This window comes from Fodinibius salicampi, assembly GCF_039545095.1.
GTDB classification, from domain to species: Bacteria; Bacteroidota; Rhodothermia; order Balneolales; family Balneolaceae; genus Fodinibius; species Fodinibius salicampi.
The window spans coordinates 1039477-1058855 of record NZ_BAABRS010000001.1; the positions used below are offsets into that span (position 1 = coordinate 1039477).

Sequence of the window (19379 nt, forward strand, 5' to 3'; positions counted from 1 at the left end):
TCAATATGATTCCATATATATCATTGATTTTCTACTGCCTCAAGGTATTCTTGTATACGGTGGGCATTTACCCCTATATCGCCCCGCCCTATTCTGGAAACAGAACGGACATCAATTTTACTGCGCTCTGCCGTTTCTGCGGTATCCACACGGATAACTACATCATCTATAAAGCCGAACCAGGGCAACCTGTCAAATGCCTCAATCATACCGGCTTCTTTATCCACTGTCACAATCTCTTCCCAAGGCATCTCCTGGGCGGCAGCCAGGGCACGATCAAAAGCCACAGAATAACCTACATCTAAATACAGGGTTTCAATATTGGGATAATGCTCGCGCTGTGTTTGTGCTTTTTCCTGATCACCATAGGTTGTGTCATTAGGCGCATCTGCCCGCAAAGGTACAATAGCGCGAAACTCAGGTGGATTTTCAATATCGGTGGTGATATCGTGTATGGGGGGATACTTCTGCGCTTCCATATACCAGTAGCCCACCGTACCCATTACCGCAAGGCTGAGAATGAGACCCAGAGCCACAAATCCTGCTCCTTTTTTATTCGGGCTATTTCTTCGCGCAAAACCAAATACAATAGCCAGAGAAAAAGCGATAAGCCCTACTATGGTGCTGCCCGGCAATAACCAGGTAAACGAGGTTCCCAGTCCCCACCAATCCCACTGATATCCGTATCCCGCAAGAAGCAAAGTGATGATAGCAATTATTCCAAATCCTGCACTAGCTAATGCCCATTTAGATGTTTTTTCCTGATCCATAATACCCTGTCCTTACCTTAAATTATATTTTATATGAGATAGTTTTATATCTGCATCCCAAGATACCAGAAATATAGATAGTCATCCGATATTATCAAGCATTATAAGCTATCTCCATCCCTAAGCTCTCAAACGCTTTTTCTTGAACTGTATTAATACAACGGCAGCAAGTACCAACAAAATTCCGAATATCTGAAAGTAGGTCAACACTTCCTGAAACATACATACGCCGAGGAGTGTTGCTACCACCGGTTCAATAGTCGCTGCTATAGAAGCACGCCCGCTTTCAATCATTGACAAGCCCATGGTATAAAGAAAATAAGCCAAAGCCGTAGGAAAAAAGCCAAGACCCAAAATGTTTAGCCAGATATACGCAGAGGATAGCTGTTCAGCAGTAATAGTCATTCCGATGGTTGGTAACATCACTATCGAGGCAAAAACAAAAGTATAGGTAATAACAGTCAAAGGATGGTATGTCCTGAGAGCATATTTGCCAAAAATACTATACAGCGCATAGCCAAAGCCCGCCCCCAATCCCACTATGATTCCATACCAGGAAATATGCTTAGATCCTATTGGAATCACTTTTATAGCGAGTGTGCATCCCAATAGTGTTAAAATCAAAGCACCTATTTTACGAGCAGTTAACGGTTCCCGAAAGAAAAATCGAGATAGAACAACCACAAAAGCGGGTCCCGTATACAGCAAAATAACTGCTATAGAAAGCGAAACTTCACGGATGGCAGTGAAATAACACCAATTAAAAAATACAATACTGAAGATGCCCGTACCTATAAAGTATAACGAATCTTCCAGGTTAATCTGTAACAACCGGGAGTTAGTAATAGCCAAGAATAAAATAAGAATCACAGTAGCACTTATAACCCGAAGGCATACAATCTGGAAAATAGTAAATCCCGATTCAGATAACTCGTTCACAAATATCCCAATAATCCCCCATAATGCGGCACCAAACAATATGTAAATATAGGCTAGGCGGTTCTTACTTAAAATCAAAAGGATATTCTTAGTTGCAATTTATCATCAACTACAAGATGTTAGCAATCTGTTTCATATAAATCGAATATTACGCCCCATAAATGATCCGTCCTACAAAAGATATAACCAAAGAGTCAGCTCATTTACTTTACAAGCAATTATTGCTTCCACGGCGTATCGAAGAACGAATGCTGAACCTCCTGCGGCAAAATAAAATCAGCAAATGGTTTTCCGGTATGGGACAGGAAGCCATCTCTGTTGGCGCTACATACGCACTCGATGATAAGGATTATCTATTACCCATGCATCGGAACCTGGGACTTTTCACTACCCGGGGCGTAGACCTGTATAAATTATTCTGCCAATGGCTGGGAAAAGCCGATGGCTATACCGGCGGACGTGACCGTTCTTTTCATTTTGGAATACCCGAAAAACGTATAGTAGGCATGATATCACATTTAGCGGCCACTATGCCTGTTGCAGACGGATTGGCGCTCGCTTCAAAGTTACGTGATGATCGTTTTGTTGCCTGTAGTTTCTGTGGGGATGGAGCTACCAGCGAGGGAGAATTCCACGAAGCACTCAATTTAGCCGGTGTGTGGAAACTTCCGGTTATTTTTATAATAGAAAACAATGGCTATGGCCTTTCCACTCCTACCAGTGAGCAATATGCCTGTGAAGATTTGGTGGATCGGGCCCGGGGCTACGGTTTGGGTGGTATGAAGATAGACGGCAATAATATTTTTGAAGTTATTGAGGCAGTAACAAAAGCAAAAAAATATGCCTTGAACGGCCATCCGGTACTTATTGAAGCCAATACCTTTCGCATGCGGGGGCATGAGGAGGCTTCGGGCACTTTCTACGTGCCCGACGAAAAGTTTGAAAAATGGGCAGAAAAAGACCCCATCGATCGTTTCGAAGAATGGCTCAAATCAGAAGGATTAATTTCAGGAGAGGAGGAACTAGAAGCCATTCGGGAAGAAGTGAATCAACAATTTCTCCCTCATCTGGATAAGGCTCTTAAGGCCGAAGATCCTGTTTTTGACCGACAAAAAGAAGAGCAAAGACTATTTGCGCCCTCTGTTCTTCCCCAATACCCGAAAGCGGTTACATCTACTTCCGAAAAACGCTTTGTGGATGCCATACAATTTTCCCTGAAGCAAGCTTTTGATGAAGATGATCGCTTTCTCATTATGGGACAGGATATTGCAGAGTACGGAGGAGTTTTTAAGGTAACAGAAGGGTTTTTAGATCAATTTGGAAAGGAGCGGGTTCGAAACACCCCCATCATTGAAGCCGGAGCACTGGGCGCTGCAGTAGGACTGGCTTTGGAAGGATTCAAGCCGGTAATTGAGATGCAATTTGCTGATTTTATTTCCTGTGGATTTAATCAAATAATCAATAATATTTCAAAGGGTCAGTACCGCTGGATGCCTCCACTCAATATAACCATTCGTGCACCTCACGGCGCAGGAGTTGGCGCAGGTCCTTATCATTCCCAATCACCCGAAGGATGGTTTATGCAACATCCAGGACTTAAAATAGTGGTTCCCTCTACAGTAGAAGATGCCCAAAACCTGCTCTATAGCGCCCTATTTGATCCTAATCCGGTACTCTTTTTTGAACATAAAAAACTCTATCGGAGCATTCGAAATATTACTCCCGACCGATGTACACCTGAGGAACTAGGGAATGCAAAAATCTACCGGAAGGGATCCGATGCCACTATCATTACCTATGGGATGGGAGTCCATTGGGCACAAGAATTAGCAGAAGATTACACTGCCAAAGGATTGGAACTCGAAATTGTAGACCTTCGTTGCCTGGCTCCACTGGACTTTAAAACTATAAAGCAATCTGTCTCAAAAACGAACAGAGTATTGCTTCTACAGGAACCCTCCACTACACTGGGACCTATGAGCGAGCTCTCATCACTCATCTCCGAAAACTGTTTTAAACAGCTCGATGCCCCGGTTTTGCGCTGTTCTTCTCTGGATATACCCGTGCCATTCAGTCCGAAGTTAGAAAAGGAATATTTAGCGGATGCCCGTTTAAAGGAGAAGTTAGATGAGCTACTGGCCTATTAATCAGCAAGGGGAGCCGTTTGTTCCTTTGAGATCACTCCACCGGGCAACTCCATTATATCGATCTTTCTAAAATGCACTTCCGAACCTTCTGATTCGGGACAAATGTATCCTTTCTTGCGTTTGGTTGAACGTATTCCATTGACAAACTTGCCATTAACGGCCAGCTTCAGCGTACCATCGACACAAACAACAATATATCGATTCCATTCTCCCGTACCGTTCACTCTGTTCTCCAGGGCATAACTTCGGCCCTCAATTTCAGAAGGATTATCAGGAATCGTTCCCTCAAGATTCATTGCCGGGAAAAGATGACCGTGTACATATTCAATAGGACGATCATTGATCTCGGCCCACTGAACATCCAGCATTTGCACTTCCATACCCTTAGGATAGGGCTGATCTTTGTAAGGCTTACCATCAGCCCAAACAAACACTCCGGAATTTCCGCCGGGCTCCATATGACGCCATTCTATATCAAGAATAAAATTCTGATACATCTTTTCTGTACGCATCACTCCAATGGGCTGCCCAGTACACTTTAGAATTCCTTCTTCCACCCACCACGTGTCGGCAGAGGTATTCACATCCTTAAATCCACTTAAATCCTTTCCGTTAAAAAGTGGTTTAAAAGAAAGCACCTCCTCCCCAGCTGAATGCTCTTTATCTGAACTTTGCGACAGTGGATTCCCAAAAAATGCGGCTCCCAACAATGCCTGCCTTGCAAAAGTGCGTCGATCCATGATATCAGGAATAGCGTTGTACAGGAGCAGGTGCGGATCCTACTACAGGTGGATTTTCCGGCACTCCGCTAACGGGACCAAATTCATATTTTCCGGGGCCCAACCTAAGATCGGAATTAACCACTTGCTCCCAGGTAATTTCCTTACCGGTATAAGCGGCCATTCTGCCCATCAATGCCATTCTTGTCGAATTAATCTGGATTTCCGAGTCATTAATATAGTTCCCGGTGCGAATTGCTGTCACCAGCTCTATATGTTCCTGAACATACGGGTTATTTACATACCAATCGGATTCTTCATTGTCATCTTCGGGATACGGATACTCCCAGATAACTTCTCCCTGGTGATTGTATAATGTACCAGTTGCATCGGCATAACCTTTAGTTCCGGTTATATGCTGTACTTTATCATTGTCACAATCATTAATCTGTCGGGTAGCACAATGAACGCGTCGTCCATCTTCATATTCATAGGCCACACTAAAGTGGTCAAACTTATTACCCGAAACTTCTTGAGCCCGTCCCCCATAACCAACTGCCTTGGAAGGGAATTCTCCAATGTGCCAGTTCATAACATCTAGTTCATGGATAAACTGTTCCACAAAATGATCGCCGGAGAGCCATGTATAATTCTGCCAGTTTCGAATCATGTATTCCATTTCACTCCACTGATCCTGGCGCTCGACCCACCAAATAGCCCCTCCGTTCCGCAAAATATTGGCACCAATTACGTCTCCTATTGCGCCATCGGCAACACGCCGCTGTGTTTCGATAAAATCTTTCTGATATCGGCGAATGGTTCCACTAACCATGCACAGGTTTTTCTCCTTTGCCTTTTCGGTCGTCTCCATCATTGCTCGGGCACCAACCGGATCAACGGCTACAGGTTTCTCCTGAAATACGTGCTTTCCGGCATCAATGGCTGCGGCTACATGTTGAGGACGAAAATGCGGAGGCGTGGCGAAAATAACCACATCAACATCAGAATCTATGACTCCTTTGTAATTATCGAAGCCGGTATAACAGTTTTCATCGGGTATCTCTACATCACGGGCTTTACCTAAAAGTTCACGACATTTTTGGAGCTGATCCTCAAATATATCTCCCAATGCAACTATCTCAAGATTAGGACCAGCATCCAGAAAGTTTACAGCGGCACCACTGCCTCGCCCACCGCAGCCAACTAAGCCTGCTTTAAGAGGTTCTCCATCCGGCGCCTGATTCCTTAGTGATAGTGGAGTGCCTTCCTTTAGCTCAGCAACGGCATCTGAGGTAGCACAGTTTGTTAGAAGTCCGGCTGCACCAAAAGCTCCTACTGTACTCCATGCTGCAGTTGATAAAAACTCACGGCGACTTTGCTTTTTCTTATCCATAAATTAAGTATCCCAGTCTATATCTATAGGTTAACAATGTTTGTATTCTTTAATGTAAGAAAGCCTTGCTAGTAACAACAGTTAAACTGCTAATGAAGACAGTCCGAAATTGTAATTAATATCTTTTTAATCATAACTTCAACAATGATTAATAATGAAGTGAAGAAATAAATATTTATCAAACATTGATAAACAAAAGTTTAGCTTTTCTTTTCATTATTTATTTGCCATTAGATTATGTAGCACATCGTATTTTTTTTAGATTAGGATGAATGGCTCTTTTGGAATATGTCGTTTCCATTTCATACACTCATTTGTCTGGGGGTAGCCGCTTTTACAAGTATTTTCAATGTGAACAACCACAAATTTTAATACAAAAATACCGTTTTAGTAATGAGCAACGATGTTATCAATATTTTAGTAGTTGGATGTGGAAACATGGGTACTTCCCATGCACGGGCCTATGACCGACTGAAAGGTGTACAAATTATCGGCTTAGTTAGTAGAGGTCCTGAAAGCAGAAATCGACTTTCCGATGAACTGGGAGGTCTGCCCACTTTTGATAACTACGAGGAGGCTCTTGAACAAACAAAACCTGATGCTGTTTCTATCAATACCTATCAGTCTACCCACGCCGACTATGCCATTCAGGCTTTAGGCCATGGAGCCCATGTTTTTGTGGAAAAACCATTGGCGGAAACTGTTAATGAGGCACAGGCGGTGGTAAAAGCTGCCCAACAAGCTGATAAAAAATTACTGGTTGGCTATATTCTGCGCCATCATCCCGGCTGGATCCAATTTGTGGAACAGGGGCAGAAACTAGGAAAACCGCTTGTTATGCGTATGAACCTAAACCAGCAGAGTACGGGTCCCCAATGGCAGGTTCATAAAAATCTTATGTCTTCAATGTCCCCTATTGTTGATTGTGGCGTACATTATGTAGATATGATGTGCCAGATGACACAGTCTCTTCCAGTAAGTGTTCATGCTATTGGCGCGCGACTGACAGAAGAAATTGATTCTGACATGTACAACTATGGTCAGCTGCAAGTGACCTTTAAGGATGGTTCTGTTGGATGGTACGAGTCCGGCTGGGGACCTATGATGAGTGAATCAGCCTATTTTATTAAAGATGCCATTGGACCCAATGGAAGTATAAGTGTCCAGAAGAATACCTTTGATGGAAATCGTGGAAAATCGGCTGATATTGAAGAACATACCAAAATAAATAAGCTCCTGGTGCACTATTCGGATACCAATGACGAGGGGAACCTTATTAAAGATGATATCGTAATAGAGACTCCTGATGAGCCAACTCACGATGAGCTTTGTTTTTACGAACAAGAATACTTTATCAAAGCGATCCGGGAAGACCTTGACCTGAATGATCACATGCTGGCCGCAGTGCAAACACTCCAAATAGTTCTTGCATGTGACGAATCGGTTAAGACTGGGAAGAAAGTAAAATTATAGATTATCTGTCTTCTTAAAACATCCTATTGTATGGTTACACTACCTTTCTATAGATAGACTCTAAATGAGCCTTCTATCATCAATAATTATTTCCTAACAGGAAGATGTTGTTAATTTACTACAATAGGATCTATATGGAACACTTATATCTACGGTCAGGTTAACATTAAATGTAGCATCAAGTTTTTAATTTCTTGTACAACCAATATAAATTGTACCAATTTTCTGATTTAGAAATACGATGAGAAAAACCAGATGGTTTTGTAGCCTGCTTAAACAGGCATTGGTAGAGCTACAAAAAAATGATCCCCTAAGGTTAAGTTCTTCTACCGCTTTTTTTGCGATGTTTTCGCTGATCCCCATCATCGTACTTTTGTTAGAGTTTTTGGGCATTGCCATTCAGATACAACCATTGAAAGAGGAAATTTTTAATACCTTGCAGGAAATCCTTGGGGGAGAAGCGGCAAACTATTTAGCCGATACACTGGCTAATATTCAGAATATGCAGGAGGGCTTTTTTACTACTGCTGGATTACTCATTTTTCTTGTTTTTATAGTAACCACATTGTTTAATGTTGTTCACAATTCATTTAATCAAATTCTTAAGGTCAAATTAAAAGATCCTAGTCTCCATTTTTTCTTAAAAAACAGGGGACTATTCTTAGTCATCATTTTTGTGGGTGGAATGTTATTACTCGCCAGCTTTATTATCGATGTCATCATCAACTTTGCAGGAAATCATATTTTTTACCTTATAAATATCCATTCCACAATTGTATTTATACTGGATATGATTTTTTCAATGGCCTTATTTACTACCTGGCTGGCCATCGTGTACAAGTATTTACCTGACATGAAATTACCCTGGCGACCCGTCTGGATAGGATCATTCATTACTACCGTATTAGCTTTTATCGGACAATTTATTTTGGGCAAGATCATTGCTATGGGAAATTTGAATAGCATTTACGGATCTTCTGCCTCCACTATTTTAGTCTTGTTATTTATTTTCTATGCTTCCTTTCTCCTTTATTACGGTATTTGCTTGATAAAAATTTATGCAGAAGAGAACAATTATGATCTTGAATCCATAAAATATGCCGTTCAATACGAAATAAAAGAAATCGAATAATCTACGGCCTTTAAAAAAGATCGATTTTATTCTTTAAATCGGGGGTACCCGTCCATGCTGAGGTTTTACTAAAATTTCCTCAACAATCGTTCGGGTGGAAAGTTGGGTAAGATTCAGGATAATTTTTGCCACATCATCCGGATCAATAAGCAGGTCGCGATCAATGAGGGATCCCTCCCATGAGGTCGATTGTGTCTGACCCAAATTTACAGCAGTCACTCCTACTTCGGTATTCATTAATTCCTGCCGCAATGAACGGGTGTATCCCAAGAGAGCATGCTTGGATGCCGAATAGGCTCCACTGTCCTTTAAACCTTCTATGGCACCTACTGAGCATATATTAATAATTAGGGCATGAGATTTTTCCTTCAGCTTATCCAGAAAGTAATTGGTTATATTGACAGCTGAATATAAGTTCGACTGTATCTGCTCCACAAGCTCTTCATGGGATGTTTTTGCCAAAGGTTTTAACAGAAAAGAGCCAGCGTTATTTATCAAAAACTGTGGTTGAGGAAAGTTATCGGGGAACTTCATCTTTTTTACTGCCTTAGGATTGGAGGCATCACATTTTATGATTTCTACATCATTATCTCCCATCTTGCGACAGAGCGTTTGTGTATCTTTCAGATCTGATTTCGTACGGGCAATAAGAAGAAGTGCAAAGTCTGTCTCTCTTGCAAAAGCCATAGCAATCCGTCGTCCTATTCCCCGGCTTGCTCCCGTAATTACGACAGAATGAGTTTTCTGATCCGTCACTATCGGACTCCCATAAATTTATGAGTTTGCAAGCTGATTCCCCACTCCGGATTTTCCTTAACATAATCTATAATAAGCTCAACTGCTCCCTCCTTTTCCCATTCCGGTTGAAGCAGAAGTTGGGTATTCTCCGGGCATTTATCGGCATTTTTCTCAGCCCATTCCAGATCCTTGCTCGTCAATACAACGACCTTTAATTCATCCACATAGGGAAAAATATCATCGATCGGTTCTTTAAAACGCTTGGGGGAAAGTGTTATCCAGTCCAGGTAACCCGATAACGGAGATGAACCGCTGGTTTCCATATGAGTTTTAATTCCCGCCCGTTTTAGTTGAAAAGTCAGAGGATCCAAATCGTGTAATAGTGGTTCGCCTCCTGTAATGACGGCAAATTCTGCCCCGCTTTCCTTCGCACGCTTTACAATATTACCAACCGATTCTCGGGGATGTGCCTCTTCGTCCCAACTTTCCTGTACATCGCACCACCAGCAGTTGATGTCGCATCCTGCAGTACGAATAAAATAGGCCGGACGACCGCTATGTGCTCCTTCTCCCTGGATAGTGTAGAAATCCTCCATCAGGGGATATTCAACGTTCTTCATCTTATCCGAAGCAATTATGGTTTCCAGTTGATCCTGTGACTTAAACATGTAGAAAATTTCTTATTGAATTCACAATACTTCTAAAAATAGCCAATATTAAAGATAATAAGAATTATTAAAGCAGATTAATATACATTCCAATACTATTATCCTTTCCTGCTTTTTACTCATATATTTTCAATATTTTTGTTGTCTTTAAAAAAGATGCTGGCTATCATTAATGAAGTTATAGAACTATTTACTTTGTAAATATGACTATTCATCAGATACTTATAAATTTAAGATATAGTTAACCATAATGCGTACCTCCTATCAAAATAATATTCTCGTTGCCTTGCTAGTTGCCGTTGGCATTGCCCTAGCCGGGTGGTTTATTGGGGACGGCTTTATAGAAGCCAGAAGCGGCGATCGTTATGTGACAGTTAAAGGGGTTTCTGAACGTGATGTTATGGCTGATATGGCTTTGTGGCCTATTCGATACGTAGCCGCCGGAAATAATCTGAATACAGTGCAACAAAAAATACGCCAGGACCAAAACCGTATTCAAACTTTTTTAGAAGCACATGGTATAGCAGAAGAGGCTATAGAATTACAAAACCTCGAAGTAACGGATCGCACGGCCCAATCGTACCAGTCGGGTTCTTATGAAAACCGTTTTATACTCGAACAGACGCTGATGGTTCGATCAGAGAGCGTCACGAAGATCGAGGATGCCAGCCAAGATATCGGGACGCTGGTTGAAGCGGGGATTATTCTCAATAGCCAATATTCAGGCGGCGGTCCCACCTATCTTTTTAACGGACTCACCGAGCTTAAACCGGATATGATAGCTGAAGCTACCAAAAACGCACGACAATCGGCCGAACAATTTGCAAGCGATTCAGGGAGTGAGTTAGATGGTATTCGCAGTGCCAACCAGGGAGTTTTTGTGATACTTGCGCGTGACAAAGCTCCCATGCTTCAGGAAGAAAAACAAATTCGAAAAACAGTACGCGTAGTTTCTACGATTGAGTATTACCTGGCAGAATAAGTTACATGATAAAATAATCAGCAATAATATCGCTTATTCCCCTTCATCCGTGTATTCTACCCAGCAATTCTCAGTTTCCCAGACCGTGACCTTAAGCGTTATACCCTCAGGAATGCGGCTCATCGTCTCTTTATAAATAAACTCTGCAATGCGCTCAGCTGTGGGGTTAACCGGAATCTCTTCATTCAATACTGAATGATCAAGTCCCCCTTTTTCAGATCCTTTGGCCGCCCATTTCAACTCTTTAAAATCACAGACCATATCATCCGTATTCAAATACTTTGAGGGATTGAGCTTATTGGATTCAGCGGAAATATGCACTTTATAACTGTGTCCATGCAGACGTCCGCACTTACCATCATATCCCTCAATTCGGTGGGCAGCATCAAATTTAAAGGTTGTATGTAGCGTCCATGTAGGCATTTACGATTATGATTATCTAATATTAAAAAAAGAAAGGCTTGCCAGTTATCCTGACAAGCCCTTAAAAATAATGAAATATTAGGAGAATTAGGAATCAGTCATGCCCTGTACAATACGCCAGTTGTAATGTTAGACTCAAATCCAATATCATATTTTACTCTGGCCACTTTATGGTACAGCCCAATGCTTTGGTAGTCTTCGGATCAATTTCATTCCCTGCCACCAAATTTTCAATAGCATTTTTCAAAAAAGTCTTTTCAACATCCTCTGCTGATTTTGCATTATCATCAATGGCCCCGGTATAAACCAATTCCATATCGCTGTTGAATAAGAATATATCCGGAGTACGAGTAGCACCAAATGCCTCTGCCAACTTAGCCTGTTTATCCAATGCATAATAAAACTGATAATTGCTTGACTCAGCCCGTTCCTTCATATCCTCCATTGACTCTCCTTCATCACGGATAGCCGCATTTGGATTCAGCGCGATAACCCCAATACCATTACCTTCAGCAAGCTCAGCAATAGGATTATAACGATCCTCCCACGCCTTTACCCATGGGCAGGTATTACAAGAGAAGTTCACCAATAATCCATTTTCTCCTGCAACCTCTGCAAGGGTAAGTGTTTCACCGGATACATCGGTAACCTCCACATCCGTAAGTGGAGCTTTGGCTCCGATTTCCAATCGCTCAGCCGGATTATTTTCCACCGGCAAAAAAGCCAGCAGTCCAATAGTAAGTACTATAGAAAGTATATAAGCTGTTTTATTTATATCCATGATAATCAGTTGTTTAGTGCTTTTTTGATATTAGTTTTGAACTTCTCATACTCTGCTCCCTGTTCCCAACTTGCAATCACATGACCATCTTTATCTAAAATCTTAGTGAAAGGTAAAGCCCCGCTCCAATTCTCAGATAATGCCTCGATAAAAGGTTGATCTTTGCCCGTTTTAAAATAGGTCATCCAATCTACCTCCTGTTCTTTCAGGAATTTTATTGCACGTTCTCTATTGTCCGGAAAATCAGCCGAAATAAATATAACCTGGACTTCATCCTGATACTCGCGCTGCAGTTCAACGATATGTGGAAATTCCTCAATGCAGGGCGCACACCAAGTTGCCCATACATTAATCAATACGGCCTTTTCGTCCTCGTAAGAATTGATAATCTCCTGTAACTCCTCCCTCGCTACATCCTTCAGTAAAGGTTCTGAATCTGAAGTGGTAGTCTGGGCAATCCCAACAACAACAGTTGCAAAAATTACAAATCCTACCATCAATATACTTTTAAAAGCTACAGAATTTCTTATCATGCTATACTAAATATTTTGTTCATTAGGATCCCACAAATGTTTTTCTATATCAATCTGGTAGTCATCTACAAATGTAACTCCTTCCTGCTTTAAACGTTCCCGCATCGTATCATCCGGAAAATGAGCACGTCCCGTTAGCTCGCCATACCTATTAACAACACGATGTGCAGGAATATTCGTTTCAGAAACGTTATTGAGCGCATATCCCACCATTCGAGCACCCGATGCAATCCCCAAATAACGGGCAATAATTCCATAAGTTGAAACTCTACCCCTCGGAATTTGAGCAACTACCGAGTATACGCGCTCATAATAATCATCCATAAATTATTTTAACAAATTAGACAGGTTGATTGCAGTATCCTGACCAAGATGTCCGGCATCCCTAACCATATCCACGGTTCTATTCCCTAAGGTCTTATAAACTTCTAGGAGTTCAGGGTTATCCTTCAAAATATCCAAATGTTTTTTAACAGTTGTTATATCACCTCTTTTTATAGGACCGGATAATGCAGCTTCAAAAGAGGACTGTTTTGCATTATTCAATGATGTTTGAACAAGCGGAAGTAATGCTCTCTTAATATCTTCAGCAGGTAAACCGCTTATTTCAGCTAAAGAAACAGACGATTGAAGCAAGGCATGAAGATAATTGGAAGCCATAACGCCGGCAACATGCAGATGCGATTTTTGACTGGCAGTTACCTCCATAGCCTTAGCTCCAAGGCTCTTGGCTATCTTCCTTAGAAGACCAAAAGACTTCTCATCACCCTGTAGGCTAAAAAAGATATCGCTAAAATCGTCTGTTGTAGAAGAGGAAGTAAAGGTCTGAAGAGGATGAAAAGACGCCACCGCCCCTCCCTCCTTTCTTAATGGGGAAAGCAGCTCTGCAGATTCACTTCCCGAACAATGAACAAAAGTGTGATCCTCTACATTGCCGGAAAGTTTTTTTAGTCTGGCCGTTATTTCTGATATGGCTCCATCCGATACTGTAATAAATACTATCTCTCCCAACTCATTAATCCCGGAAGGAAAACCTCCGGCAATGTCTATATTCAACTTGCGAGCTACAGAATAAGCTGTTTTAGAAGTACGATTATAAACACTTTTTACTTCAACTCCCTTTTCGACAAGCGCCCGAACCAGCGTTGTTCCAAGTGCGCCTAATCCTATAATCGTGACGTCTGGTTTTTCCATGACTGGCTATTAACTAAAAAACACCTGTTGGCGATCGGCATAGGCCGTAAGCAAACTACCCTCATAATTCTCATAAATATTTTCAAGAAATGTAAGATCGGCACCCCATTTATTGGCCACAATAATACCAGCAATAAAAGAGGTTGTTCCTTTTATCTTTGATTCACCACTGTTCAAATAGTTCAGCAAACCGGAGTGATTGTTTTGTGATACCATCTCGGCTACCTTTCTAAATTCTTTCTTATGAATATTTTCAAGTTCACAACAAAAAACCAATAGAGCATTGCGTGAAGCTAACACCTCCTCCAATACATAAGCCACTTCTTTCACAATGGCCGGATTAGTATCTGCAATCTGTACACTAACGGCAGAAATATCTTCCGTTTGTGTTTGGATAAACATCAGTTGTTGAAACAGACTAATATCCTTGTCAAATGCCTCATCGTGGATGTAAAAATCATCATCCTCATCACAAAACTCATTACGCATATAATCATTCACCGGTACTTTACCGAGGGGCGTCTCAAAATAATCATTTGAAGCCATTGGGAGCTTCTTGTCCAGTGATTGATCATGCGATTCTATAACCACAACCGTATCAAAAGCCGAAAAGTCCACACGACTGTATATATCGCATACCCTTTTAAAATTATCTTCATTAATCACTTGGGGAGTAAATAAAATTCGAACATCATCTGAAGGCTCTCCATAATTTTTTCGGGCAGTATTGATTCCTTCTTCTATCTGTTGTCGGGAATAAGAGGTAATGTTCATAGAAATTTTAGCTGATCAAATTCATTAAGAATAAAACGCAATGGCTAACCAGTTATTATCGAATTGAAAACTACAAACTTTAGCTTGTTTGTCATTATCTAATTTTGCTAAAAAATAATCGCCATCTTTCAGGACCTTAACGTCATTCATATTTAACCGTAGCCCTTTGCCCAGAAGTTTAATATAGGCTTCTTTAATGGTCCATAACTGGATGGTAGAAACAGTATCCTTTCCATCTTTTTCTTCGGGATGCATTATTCTTGTTCTTAGTCCATCGGCCACCTTTCTATCTGTGGGTTCAAGATCAATTCCGATCGGATGTTCCCTGGCAAGACCGCACAATACTTTTTTATTTGTATGCGCAATACTAACTTCAAACTGCTCCAAACGGGTTTTAGCAAAAGGATTTCCCCATTCATTTTTCCAAACAAGAAATTCCATCTCAGGCAATTCCCATTCTTGAGCCAACTTTTTAAATAATAACCGCGAGCTTACAAACTCCCTCCGCCGACTTTCATTTTCTAACTGATTCAATTCTTGCTGTTCTTCCAAATGCAACCTATTTAGTTGCTTTGAGGAAGGTTCAGCGATGTCATCAAGACCAAATATAGCTTCAAAAGGCAGAGGAACTTGATCCCGATTAAATATATTTGACATTCTAATAATGAAAGTTTACTGGCTCACCTTTTCGTTCTTACAGCTTAAAATCGATAAAATTGTGATATTATAAAACTATTCAACCATAACAAGAAAAAACTCACAATTTTGTGGCTAATTCCCTATTTTTAGCGACTTAGCAATACCTCTTTAAACAGAATTAAATTTCATCTTATTCTCATGAGCAATACTGAGTCCTCAGTAAGTGAACAACACGAAATACGTCTTGAAAAACTAAAAGAGCTGCGGGAAATGGGGGAAAATCCTTATCCCTATGACTTTGAGGTAACACACAAAAGTAAATATATTCTTGATCATCCCGAATTAATAAAAGAAGATGATCAGGATGAGGACGATGTTGAAACAGTTTCTGTAGCGGGACGTGTAATGACACGTCGAATCATGGGAGGATCAACCTTTTTTAACCTGCAGGATTCGGAAGGACAGATTCAGGTTTACATCCGTAAAAATGATGTAGGCAAGGAAAAATACAATGAAGTATTTAAACGTTTAACCGACATCGGAGATATTGTCGGAATCAAGGGTCACGTATTTAAAACCGGAACTGGCGAAACCACGGTTTATGCGAAAGAATTTCAGCTCTTAAGCAAAACTCTCCGCCCTATTCCTCTTCCGAAGGAAGTAGAGGAAGACGGAGAAACCAAGGTGTATGATGCTTTCTCGGATAAAGAACAACGGTATCGTCAACGGTACCTGGATCTGATCGTTAATCCTGAAGTTCGTGATGTATTCCAGCAACGAACGGAAATGGTACAGGCCATGCGGAATTTCATGAACGACAAAGGCTATATGGAGGTAGAAACGCCCATTTTGCAACCCATATATGGTGGAGCCTCGGCAGAACCATTTGTAACCCATCATAATGCGCTGGATATGAAACTATACCTCCGTATCGCCAATGAGTTATATCTCAAGAGGCTGATCGTCGGAGGATATGACGGCGTATATGAATTTTCAAAAGACTTCCGTAATGAGGGACTTTCTCGGTTCCACAATCCCGAATTCACCCAGGTCGAATTATATGTAGCCTACAAAGATTACAACTGGATGATGGATTTTGTGGAAAAAATGATTGAAAATGTGGCCAAGACACTACACGGTTCTGCTACCGTTCAGGTTGGGGACAATGAGATTGACTTCTCCGCCCCCTGGCCTCGCATACCCATGTTCGAAGCTATTGAAGATGAAACCGGTAAAGACATATATGGCAAGGACCTAAGTGAATTAAAAGAAATAGCTAAGGAACTTCATATTGAGCTAGAAGATAGCTTTGGAAAAGGAAAAATAATCGATGAAATATTCGGAGAATATATTGAACCTAACCTGATTCAACCGACTTTCATCACGGATTATCCCATTGAAATGAGTCCTCTTGCCAAGAAACATCGCGAAAAAGAAGGATTGGTTGAACGTTTTGAATGCATCTGCAATGGCAAAGAAATTGCCAATGCTTTTTCTGAACTCAATGATCCGGTTGACCAACGTGAACGGTTCGAAGAGCAGTCTCGTCTGCGTGCTGAAGGCGATGAAGAAGCGATGGCCATTGATGAGGATTTTCTGCAGGCACTCGAATACGGTATGCCTCCCACTGCGGGACTCGGTATCGGTATCGATCGATTGGCTATGATTATGACGGATTCCGATTCTATACGTGACGTGCTGTTCTTTCCGCAGATGAAGCCGGAAAAGTAACACCAACCATCATGAATTTCGAGTGGTACCTGGCCAAACGTTACTTTCAAGGCAAACGTAAAGACTCCAGCTTTTTATCGTTTATTAAAGCTATGGCCATTACGGGCGTAGCCGTAGGATCGGCAGGGTTGCTTATTGCTCTTTCCATTGTACACGGGTTTAAGTCATCAATAGACAGCAAGGTTTTAGGCTTTGCTCCTCATTTTACTGTTACTACATTCAGCAGTGGCGAGCCAATCTTACGGGCTGATACTCTTCTCACTAAGCTAGAAGATTATCCTGAAATTGCTCAGGCACAAGCCGTAATTCACGGACAAGCCATGATTCAATCCTCAGAGGAAGTTACAGGCATCTTAATGAAGGGGGTCAACCAGGAAGGCGATGTCACCGACATCAGAGAGTATATCCATCGCGGAAAATATAACTTAGACAAAGATAGTACTGGTCTGCCCGGCATGGTCATAGGCTCAAAGCTGGCGAAAACCTTAAATGCAGACATAGGTTCTAAACTTACCACTTATACCGTAGAAGGACTTCCTTCACCGCTGAGTTCGCCAGAAATTAAGCAGTTTAGACTAAGTGGTATTTATCAGACAGGTATCGGACAGTTCGATGAGACTTTTGCATTGGTTGCCCGTCCCCATGCACAAGAGCTTTTCGGGACTCCCAAAAATGAGGCCTCACAGATAGAAATACGCCTTACAGATTACACGCAGATACCTGAGTTCAAACAACAAATAAGTGGCGACCTTGACTTTCCTTACTTTGCTGAAAGCATTTATGAAAAGCATAGTAGTATTTTTGCGTGGATCGATTTACAGGAGCAAACCATCCCCTTTGTTATCGGAGTCATGATTATTGTTGCGGCCTTTAACCTTATCGGCACAGTTCTGATGATGGTACTGGAGCGAACCAAAGACATAGGCATCCTCAAGACAATGGGAGCCAACGACAAAAGCATCCGCTATATCTTTTTGTTGGAAGGCCTTTTTGTAGCTATATCCGGGCTGCTTATCGGTATTGCTTTATCTCTTTTATTTGCCTGGCTCCAATCTACCTATCAGCTTATCCCTCTTTCAGAAGAAAACTATTACATGGCCTATGCTCCGGTAGAACCACATGGACTCGATTTTGTTATTGTCGCGGGTGTTACCCTTTTGCTTTGTGCCCTTTCTTCCTATCTCCCGGCACGCATAGCTGCCAAAACAGATCCACTGAAGGTTATCGCTTACGGCAGGTAATTTGGTTAATAGTTATTGATAAACTGTTACCGACTTTAACTACCTAATCCGTGATGGAACTAATACCGTCCACGGATATTGGGACGAATCTCATCTTCATATAAACGACGGAGCTTTTTATGTACCTCACCGGACAGAGGCTCAAGAGAAGACGCACCAGTATTGCTTTTTATGTGCTTCTTTTTGGTCGCACCAGGGATAACTGTTGTTACCTCAGGATGATCTAAAATCCACCGTAAGGCAAGCTGAGGCATCTCGCCCCCAGGCATAATATCTTCAATTTCTCTTGCAAACTGAACGGCCTTTTCGAACTTAATACCTGCAAATGTTTCTCCTACATTAAATGCCTCACCATCAGCATTAAAATTTCTATGGTCCCCCTCGGGGAAAGTGGTATTTTCATCAAATTTTCCTGTCAGTACCCCACTTGCCAATGGTACCCGTACAATCAGATCTACATCCTTTTGGGATGCCTCTTCAAAAAATTCATCGGCCAGATGCTGGCGAAAGAGATTAAAAATAATTTGCAGCGAAGCCAATCCTTCTTGCTCCAGACAGATCTTTGCTTCTTCCGTTGTTTCAACGCTTGCTCCCCAATATTTGATAAGTCCTTCGTCTTCCAATCGACGGAAGTGATCAAAAACATCTCCCTTTTGAAGCTGTTCTTTTGGAATGCAGTGGAGCTGGACCAAAAAGAGCTGGGAAACTCCCAAATTTTCGAGAGAACTTTTTACGTGATCGCGCATCGCTTCATATGTAAAATTCTTTGGCCAGCCGTAATCATTATCCTCTCGTCTTCCCAGCTTAGTTGCTACATAAATTTCCCGGTCGCTATCCAGCTGGTTTAAAAATGTACCGATCGTCCGTTCACTTACTCCCATTCCATAAATATCGGCAGTGTCAATAAAGTTGCCTCCTTCATCGATATAGGATTGTAAAATAGAGAAAGCTTCCTCTTCGCTTACATCACCCCATTCAGAGCTTCCCAGCTGCCAGGTTCCAAGTCCTACTTCAGCAATTGAGGCTTCCTTAAAAGATCGGTAATTCATAAAACAAAAGTTTGTAATTGTAATTAGTGAGGCTAAAATATAATTAAAAACGC

20 protein-coding genes are annotated in these 19379 nt (G+C 41.5%); 6 read left to right on the top strand and 14 right to left on the bottom strand.

What is annotated here, in order from left to right:
- Positions 1-20: 20 nt before the first annotated feature.
- Together ABEB05_RS04300 and ABEB05_RS04305 are read right to left on the bottom strand one after the other, a co-directional pair.
- The gene (locus tag ABEB05_RS04300) at positions 21-770 is read right to left on the bottom strand and encodes a DUF1499 domain-containing protein (protein ID WP_265787827.1); all 750 of its coding nucleotides are present in this window, start codon (positions 768-770) and stop codon (positions 21-23) included.
- Between the two features lie 120 nt (positions 771-890).
- Positions 891-1787, bottom strand: coding sequence for a DMT family transporter (locus tag ABEB05_RS04305; RefSeq protein ID WP_265787829.1), 897 nt, complete (start codon positions 1785-1787; stop codon positions 891-893).
- 83 nt (positions 1788-1870) lie between these two features.
- Between ABEB05_RS04305 and ABEB05_RS04310 the strand changes: the two genes are divergently transcribed.
- Entirely contained in the window at positions 1871-3856 is a 1986-nt protein-coding gene (locus ABEB05_RS04310) for an alpha-ketoacid dehydrogenase subunit alpha/beta (protein WP_265787831.1), read from the top strand.
- Here ABEB05_RS04310 and ABEB05_RS04315 read toward each other — a convergent pair.
- Positions 3853-4596 (bottom strand): 3-keto-disaccharide hydrolase, encoded by a 744-nt coding sequence (locus ABEB05_RS04315; RefSeq protein ID WP_265787833.1) that lies wholly within the window; start codon positions 4594-4596, stop codon positions 3853-3855. The two genes, ABEB05_RS04310 and ABEB05_RS04315, sit on opposite strands and share 4 nt — an antisense overlap.
- A 4-nt stretch (positions 4597-4600) precedes the next feature.
- Entirely contained in the window at positions 4601-5968 is a 1368-nt protein-coding gene (locus ABEB05_RS04320; RefSeq protein ID WP_265787834.1) for a Gfo/Idh/MocA family protein, read from the bottom strand.
- A 393-nt stretch (positions 5969-6361) separates the two neighbouring features.
- Between ABEB05_RS04320 and ABEB05_RS04325 the strand changes: the two genes are divergently transcribed.
- Positions 6362-7441, top strand: a complete 1080-nt coding sequence (locus ABEB05_RS04325; RefSeq protein WP_265787836.1) for a Gfo/Idh/MocA family protein — start codon at positions 6362-6364, stop codon at positions 7439-7441.
- 241 nt (positions 7442-7682) lie between these two features.
- A complete protein-coding gene (locus ABEB05_RS04330; RefSeq protein WP_265787838.1) occupies positions 7683-8573 on the top strand; it encodes a YihY/virulence factor BrkB family protein in 891 nt (296 codons plus the stop codon).
- A gap of 33 nt (positions 8574-8606) precedes the next feature.
- Here the strand turns inward: ABEB05_RS04330 and ABEB05_RS04335 are convergent, their stop codons facing one another.
- Positions 8607-9329, bottom strand: coding sequence for an SDR family NAD(P)-dependent oxidoreductase (locus tag ABEB05_RS04335; protein WP_265787840.1), 723 nt, complete (start codon positions 9327-9329; stop codon positions 8607-8609).
- Entirely contained in the window at positions 9329-9979 is a 651-nt protein-coding gene (locus ABEB05_RS04340; protein WP_265787842.1) for a 7-carboxy-7-deazaguanine synthase QueE, read from the bottom strand. Before ABEB05_RS04340 ends, ABEB05_RS04335 begins: the two co-directional genes overlap by 1 nt.
- A gap of 250 nt (positions 9980-10229) precedes the next feature.
- Between ABEB05_RS04340 and ABEB05_RS04345 the strand changes: the two genes are divergently transcribed.
- Positions 10230-10961 (top strand): SIMPL domain-containing protein, encoded by a 732-nt coding sequence (locus ABEB05_RS04345; RefSeq protein ID WP_265787844.1) that lies wholly within the window; start codon positions 10230-10232, stop codon positions 10959-10961.
- Between the two features lie 33 nt (positions 10962-10994).
- Here the strand turns inward: ABEB05_RS04345 and ABEB05_RS04350 are convergent, their stop codons facing one another.
- From ABEB05_RS04350 to ABEB05_RS04380, 7 genes are all read right to left on the bottom strand, one after another.
- On the bottom strand, positions 10995-11384 hold the full coding sequence (locus ABEB05_RS04350; protein WP_265787846.1) for a 6-pyruvoyl trahydropterin synthase family protein: 390 nt from the start codon (positions 11382-11384) through the stop codon (positions 10995-10997).
- A 154-nt stretch (positions 11385-11538) separates the two neighbouring features.
- Positions 11539-12165: a thioredoxin family protein gene (locus ABEB05_RS04355; protein WP_265787848.1), complete on the bottom strand. Its 627-nt coding sequence runs from the start codon at positions 12163-12165 to the stop codon at positions 11539-11541.
- Between the two features lie 5 nt (positions 12166-12170).
- The gene (locus tag ABEB05_RS04360; RefSeq protein WP_265787849.1) at positions 12171-12698 is read right to left on the bottom strand and encodes a TlpA family protein disulfide reductase; all 528 of its coding nucleotides are present in this window, start codon (positions 12696-12698) and stop codon (positions 12171-12173) included.
- Positions 12699-12704: 6 nt separating this feature from the next.
- A complete protein-coding gene (locus ABEB05_RS04365) occupies positions 12705-13022 on the bottom strand; it encodes an MGMT family protein (protein ID WP_265787851.1) in 318 nt (105 codons plus the stop codon).
- Between the two features lie 3 nt (positions 13023-13025).
- Complete coding sequence (locus ABEB05_RS04370) at positions 13026-13892, bottom strand: Rossmann-like and DUF2520 domain-containing protein (protein ID WP_265787853.1); 867 nt, start codon at positions 13890-13892, stop codon at positions 13026-13028.
- 9 nt (positions 13893-13901) lie between these two features.
- A complete protein-coding gene (amrB, locus tag ABEB05_RS04375; RefSeq protein ID WP_265787855.1) occupies positions 13902-14666 on the bottom strand; it encodes an AmmeMemoRadiSam system protein B in 765 nt (254 codons plus the stop codon).
- Positions 14667-14690: 24 nt separating this feature from the next.
- Positions 14691-15323, bottom strand: coding sequence for a 4'-phosphopantetheinyl transferase family protein (locus ABEB05_RS04380; protein WP_265787857.1), 633 nt, complete (start codon positions 15321-15323; stop codon positions 14691-14693).
- A 180-nt stretch (positions 15324-15503) separates the two neighbouring features.
- Between ABEB05_RS04380 and lysS the strand changes: the two genes are divergently transcribed.
- Positions 15504-17036: a lysine--tRNA ligase gene (gene lysS / locus ABEB05_RS04385; RefSeq protein ID WP_265787859.1), complete on the top strand. Its 1533-nt coding sequence runs from the start codon at positions 15504-15506 to the stop codon at positions 17034-17036.
- 11 nt (positions 17037-17047) lie between these two features.
- A complete protein-coding gene (locus ABEB05_RS04390) occupies positions 17048-18277 on the top strand; it encodes an ABC transporter permease (RefSeq protein WP_265787861.1) in 1230 nt (409 codons plus the stop codon).
- A 59-nt stretch (positions 18278-18336) separates the two neighbouring features.
- Here the strand turns inward: ABEB05_RS04390 and ABEB05_RS04395 are convergent, their stop codons facing one another.
- Positions 18337-19326, bottom strand: coding sequence for an aldo/keto reductase (locus ABEB05_RS04395; RefSeq protein ID WP_265787863.1), 990 nt, complete (start codon positions 19324-19326; stop codon positions 18337-18339).
- Positions 19327-19379 lie beyond the last annotated feature (53 nt).